The sequence below is a fragment of the Nostoc sp. UCD121 genome (genome assembly GCF_014222285.1).
Classification (GTDB): domain Bacteria; phylum Cyanobacteriota; class Cyanobacteriia; order Cyanobacteriales; family Nostocaceae; genus Nostoc.
In genome coordinates this window covers 26,474-33,412 of the sequence record NZ_JACKZS010000074.1, presented here as the reverse complement: position 1 = coordinate 33,412, position 6,939 = coordinate 26,474, and the positions used below count along the sequence as shown (strand labels likewise).

Sequence of the window (6,939 nt, the reverse complement as noted above, 5' to 3'; positions counted from 1 at the left end):
TATTTATAAAGCAAATATAAAGGTGAGTAAAAATAAAAGCTCATCATGATTTCTTATTATGTTGCTGTTATAAATTACTATAGAACTCTTATTTAATTTTTGAAACAACTCCATACAACTAAAATAGCCTCATTTAACCTTACTTTGATTCGCCAACTCTTTTGCTCTCGCCTGAGAATCAAACTTTAATTTATTATCCCACTGCTGTGCTTTGTCAAACTTTGCAACAGCGCCACTAATATCATCATTTCGCGCTAACTTTTCACCTTGGATAACTAATGCGATCGCACCTTGCACTAACCGCGATCGCGTTTGGCACAATTGCAACTCTTCTAACACTTCTGGATGGGCAATGAGGTAATTATTCAGCAAATTGCAACCACTGTATAATAAATTCTCAAAATCCAAATCCCATAAAATTACTGTGTTGTCAGCACTAGCAGAAGCTAACTGTTGTCCATTGGGGCTGTAAACCACACTCTCGACTACATTACTATGACCAGTCAGGGTTTTGAGAAGTTGACCACTGCTGACATCCCAGATTTTGATGGTATTGTCATCACTAACAGAAGCTAACTGTTGTCCATTGGTACTGAAGACCACGCTATTGACCCAACCACTATGACCAGTCAAGGATTTGAGGAGTTTACCTCTGCTGACATCCCAGATTTTGATGGTATTGTCATCACTAGCAGAAGCTAACTGTTGTCCATTGGGGCTGTAGGCGACGCTATTGACCGCACTGCCATGACCAGTCAGCGTTTTGAGGAGTTGACCACTGCTGACATCCCAGATTTTGATGGTATTGTCATCACTAGCAGAAGCTAACTGTTGTCCATTGGGACTGTAGACCACCCTAAAGACCGCACTGCTATGACCAGTGAGTGATTTGAGGAGTTTACCACTGCTGACATCCCAGATTTTGATAGTCTTGTCAAGATTAGCAAAAGCTAACTGTTGTCCATTGGGACTGTAGACCACACTAATGACCGCATTGCTATGACCAGCCAGAGTTTGGAGGAGTTTACCTCTGCTGACATCCCAGATTTTGATGGTCTTGTCATAACTAGCAGAAGCTAACTGTTGTCCATTGGGGCTATAGACCACGCTACTGACCAAATCGCTATGACCAGTCAGGATTTTGAGGAGTTTACCTCTGCTGACATCCCAGATTTTGATGGTCTTGTCATAACTAGCGGAAGCTAACTGTTGTCCATTGGGGCTATAGACCACGCTACTGACCACATTGTTATGACCAGTCAGCATTTTGAGGGGTTGACCTCTGCTGACATCCCAGATTTTGATAGTGTTGTCAAGACTAGCGGAAGCTAACTGTTGTCCATTGGGGCTATAGACCACACTACTAACCGCATTGCTATGACCAGTCAGAGTTTGGAGGAGTTTACCTCTGCTGACATCCCAAATTTTGATGGTCTTGTCAGCACTAGCAGAAGCTAACTGTTGTCCATTGGGGCTGTAGGCAACACTATTGACCTCACTGCTATGACCAGTCAGGGGTTTGAGGAGTTTACCACTGCTGACATCCCAGATTTTGATAGTCTTGTCATAACTAGCAGAAGCTAACTGTTGTCCATTGGGGCTGTAGACCACGCTACTGACCTCACTGCTATGACCAGTCAGGGTTTTGAGGAGTTTGCCACTACTAACATCCCAGATTTTGATGGTCTTGTCATAACTAGCAGAAGCTAACTGTTGTCCATTAGGGCTGTAGACCACGCTAACAACCTCACTGCTATTACCAGTCAGGGTTTTGAGAAGTTTGCCGCTACTAACATCCCAGATTTTGATGGTATTGTCATCACCAGCAGAAGCTAACTGTTGTCCATTGGGGCTGTAGACTACGCTAATCACCTCACGGCTATGACCAGTAAGGGTTTTGAGGAGTTTAGCACTACTGACATCCCAGATTTTGATGGTCTTGTCAGTACTAGCAGAAGCTAACTGTTGTCCATTAGGGCTGTAGACCACGCTATAGACAGACTCGCTATGACCAGTTAAGGTTTTTATGAGTTTACCACTGCCGACATCCCAGATTTTGATAGTTTTGTCATAACTGGCAGAAGCTAACTGTGGTCTATTGGGACTGAATGCGACGCTAATGACCCCACTGCTATGACCTTCTAAAGTATTTACCTCTATGGGACGGTTTTCTTTCTTCTCATTTGGCTGTAAGTAAACCGCTTGCCGTAAAGTTGCTACAGTTTGCATTCGGGTATCGCTTCTATGCTGTGCCCAAATTGTATGCTTGAGTTTATTACTTGCCTTTAAGGCTGTTATTAAAGCATCTGAATATTGTCCAGAGGCAAAAAAGGCTTCAGAAGAGTTATTGATGGCGTTAATTAGCTGAACATTTGCCTCTACTGTCCACTGAAATGTTACCACTGCCAACCCAGCAAATCCTAAACCTGCCGAGATGGAACTAAAAAGGGCGCGTTTGAGAAAGTTATTCAGTTTTGCTTCACTCAGTTTTCTTTGTTTTCGTTCCTTTTCAAGTTCCGCCGTTACCTGCTTTAACTTCGGTTCTTGTTGCTGGCGGATAAAGGTGGCGATGTAGTCATGTACCAGTTGATAACGGTCATTTGGGTTTTCTGGTAGCAAAACCACTAAGCCGGATTGGACAAAAATTTCTAACACTAAATCTAATTTACTGATTCCAGAAGCTTGTTCCGCCCTAGCTTCTGATCCCCCCGCCTGCGGCGATCGCCTTAAAAAGGGGATAGAAAGATTAAAGCCCCCCTTTTTAAGGGGGGTTGGGGGGATCTCCGAAAAATACGGCATCAAATCACGTTCCAACTCAGCGCGAGTCTTCAGAGGGCGAGTTCCTTTTTCATCCGTCAGTAAATACAGTAAAATGTCTGCTGCTTGCTGATTATCTTCACCACAATCATTAACAACTTCATCCAAATAACGCTTAACCAATTCGTCCTTAGTGCCACGTTGCTGATATTCTGCCAGAGTTGTAATATTCTCCGTTTGCAGTTGCGCCCCCACAACCTGCAACTCAATGGGACGAACTTCACCCAATTCACCGGCTAAATCTTGCACCAGTTGTTCTACTAAAGCAGGTTCTAAACGAAAACTAGTATTTTCAGTTAAACGCTGAATAATTGACTTCGCATCAGCAGGTGAGAAGTTCCCTAACTTGTAAAGCACATTATTACTGAGAATGTCATTGCCAATAATCTTGAGACTGGATAAATCATTGCACTCCAGCAAGTAATGGATGTAATCTACCCGCAGCGATAAGATAACTTTTACCGATAGAACATTCAGACACTCTCCCAGAAACTCAAAAAATTGCTTTCTTTGTGCAGGTTCGGTGTAAACAAAGAAAAATTCCTCAAATTGATCAAAAATTAACACCGTGCGGAGGTTGTGCTGTTCATTTTGTTTAAGTCTGGATATTAAATATTGCGGAGTTCCGAGTTCAAAGGTCGAACGTTGAGGTTCTGAGGTCGAAGTTCCGAGTTCAAAGGTCGAACGTTGAGGTTCTGAGGTCGAAGTTCCGAGTTCAAAGGTCGAAGTTCCGAGTTCAAAGGCTGAACGTTGACGTTCTAACCCTCCCCACTCCCCATTCCCTCCCAAAAGCTTCCCCAACTCTTCTACCCAGTTGGTGTAAACACGCATTACCACCGGCAAATAATCTTGAGTACCGATCGCTTTATTCTTTAAAGCTGGCATCAGTCCCGCATTCACTAGGGAACTTTTGCCTACACCCGATTGCCCATGAATTACTATCAACTTATAATCAGGGCGACCCATGCGTTCAATCAAACGTTCTATATCCAACAGGCGACCAGATGCAGCAATTTCTGGAGCAATATTTCCTTGAGGAGAGTTTGAGCGCAATGTCTCAACAAATGCCTGTTTTGTAGCTTCTAACCTACCAGCGCCAATAAAAGCCCGCAAACCAAATTGCTGTTCAATAGAACGCCGTTGCTGTTTGATTTTGTACGCTTTGAGATATTCTTTTTGCTCAAAATAAAGCTGCTGCAAAAACTTGAGAATATCTAAGTAAAGCCTGACATGTTCTAGGGGATTACCTACATTACTAGCAGTTTCTAAGCTGAGAGTTGCCTCTTGAATTTGGCCTAAATGGTATTGAGAACGACCTAGAATAAATCGATAGAAGCTCAAGTCTTTTGATTTTAAAACTCTTTCGGGAATATCAGATAAAATCTCTGATATATTAGCTGATTCCAAATCTGGAATCGCAGCAAAAACTTCTAATGCTTGCTTAACTAACTGATTTGCTTTAACCCAGTTTTTTTGAGCCAAAGCCACCTCAGCTAAAAAACCGTAATCTTTGGCTAATTCCCTTGGCTGTTTATTATTTTGATGGATTACTAAAGCTTGTTCCGAAAGACTCTGCAATATTTCCCACTTTTTCAAGTCTCGCAAGATATCACCGAATTTAACTACTGCGTTAGCAATTAAATCTGGGCTTTGAAACTGGCTAATAAAATTTATATACTCTTGAAGATAATGCCAAGTTGTCTGCCCATCTTGACAATTGATATCTTGATGCTTTAAAGCTTTGAGATAATAGCAAAAGCTAATCTCACCGATTACTTTTGCCTGTCGTTCTAAATTATGACTTTGCTGCCAGAGCTTATCAGCTTTGTGATAATGCTGTAGAGCCGAATCTTTTTGATTATTTATCTGTTTAATAAAACCTAACAAAGATTCTAAATTAGCTTGAATTTCTAAATTATAAACATCTGGCTTGTTGAGTAAATCTCTTTGCGCTGTTTCTAACTCATTTTCCAGTTTAATATATACATCTACGCTAAATTTTAGGTTATTACTAAACCATTCATTAGCAGTTTCGATGATAAAATCTACTAATTCCTGTGTTGATATATCAAAATTTCTTGTAGTTGCCCAACTTTCTAAATCTGGTGCAAGCTGTATTAGTTGCTTGTAGATTTCATCGTCAATCCATAACACCAAGGGAAAGGCAAAATTCTTGCGAAACTCTTCCCGCACTTGATTCGCAGAAGTTAACATCACAGATAAATTCTGCACTGATTCCAAACCCACAACCATCACACAGGCTGGTATTTCTTCGCCCAATTCTTCCTGAATCGCAGTATAAAGAGTCCTATTCGATTGCTGCACCGCCAAGACATGAATTTCAACTTGACAGATTTCTTGCAATCTGGAGATTAAGCGATCGCGCAAGCTAGCATAATTACACCGTGCCAAAATCAGCTTAAACTGCCCCACAGAGGATTCAATCGCCCAAGCTAATTGTTTCAGAGTGCGATCGTTGTTTACATGGTTATCTTCTGATGGTTGCGAGTCTGTCATAAGTTAAAAGGGCGGTTAGAAACCGCGTCTACACAGGCAAAACCCACCTCCGTGGGTTTCAAACACTAAATTTTTCCCTAGTCCACGGAGGTGGACTTTGTTTGTATAGCCGCGAATTCGATTCGCCCTGGCTTAAGTTGATTACTGTAGTTCTCTTGCTTCAGCCAAAACCGGGTTAACATCAAACCAAGACTCACCACGATCGCGATACTCAAACACAAACCGACTGCGGATCAGTTTTTGATACCCGTGGTCATCACTTACCTTTTTCTTTTCTTTGACATGACGTAACAATTGCCACTCATCCTCAGAAATCGGTAACATTATCTCATTCCGCCGAGAACGAATCACTTGCTCTAAGGTTTCACGGGTTAGGGGAAGACTCATTTCTTCCATAATCCAAGTATTCAGCAGCCTCAGTACATCCCGTACATGACCACCGCTCATTTTACATAAGCGTTCTAAGCTAGCAGCACTATCAAAAATCTCGGTAACTTTATTTAAACGCTCCTCTGGTGTGATGTCAGGAAAAGCTCTTGCTAGTACCATCTGCTGCATGAGCGCCATCCCCTGTGCATGAACACTGCCATCAGACCATTGTACAGGTACCATTGGTAACACTTTGGGGTCTTCTGGGAAACGCTGGGTTAGCATTCCGTAATCATTGGAAAACTTCAACGACAAAGGCATGGTGTAGATGAGATGACAATTCAGCTTCGTCAAAAACTCACCCTGGTCGACAAATAAATATTCTTGCTGCGGACGACCCCAAGGTTTGGCACGATTATCTATGCGGTCAAGATTATCGACAATTACCACCAGACCATTTTTACCCTGCTGTTTGAGTTTAGCGATCGCAGGTTCCAATAATTCTTGATTAATCGCTTCCAGTAGCTTAGTTTTTTGCGGTGCTAAATACTGATTGAGTTTTTCCCGCAGGGTTGGGTCATTTTTCATCTTGGCGGTGATTTCACCAATGCCCATAGACAGAGAAAGCTTATCTTTATCTGCGGATAAACCGACATCACCAACCACGGGAAGCTTAACTTTTCCTGCCGTCACCTCGGAGTTTAAGACCTTCCAAGCACCTTGCAGCAACTCATTAAACTTGTTGGGTGACTCCAAAGTAATTTTATCCAGACTTTGACTCACACGACGAGCGATCGCTAACAGCACATCAGCAATATCGACATCGGTCATTTCCAGGTCGTCACTGGACTCAAAATAAACTACATGGAAGCCTAATTTTTCCAGTTCTGCCTGTAATCGTAATAGTTCTGTCGATTTACCACAACCAATATGCCCAGTAAATAAAGTGCAGGTGGGTTCATTGGGCTTAAAAAAAGTAATTTTCTGCTTCAGCTTGCCAAGAATATCACCACCTCGGACTGAGGAAAAATCTATGTAATACTTACCATCAGAGCTATTGTTGACAAATAGAGTTCTGCTGGGATCGCTAGCCTGATAAAATTCCCGTAAATCTATGGGCATAACTTGGTAGTGCAATTATCTGGTATTGTCTTAACACATCCTTGTTGAAAAGGATAAAGTTATTTACATCTTTGCATCTCAAGAACGCCATAAAACATACATTTACCATTTACC

General features: G+C 41.9%; 2 protein-coding genes. Both read right to left on the bottom strand.

Features of this window, described 5'->3' with window-relative positions; translation table 11 throughout:
- Positions 1-129: 129 nt before the first annotated feature.
- The gene (locus GNF10_RS17135; RefSeq protein ID WP_185607181.1) at positions 130-5,334 is read right to left on the bottom strand and encodes a ribosome assembly protein 4; all 5,205 of its coding nucleotides are present in this window, start codon (positions 5,332-5,334) and stop codon (positions 130-132) included.
- 141 nt (positions 5,335-5,475) lie between these two features.
- Positions 5,476-6,825 carry a P-loop NTPase fold protein gene (locus tag GNF10_RS17130; protein WP_185587245.1) on the bottom strand — a complete coding sequence of 450 codons (1,350 nt, stop codon included), beginning with the start codon at positions 6,823-6,825 and terminating at the stop codon, positions 5,476-5,478.
- Positions 6,826-6,939 lie beyond the last annotated feature (114 nt).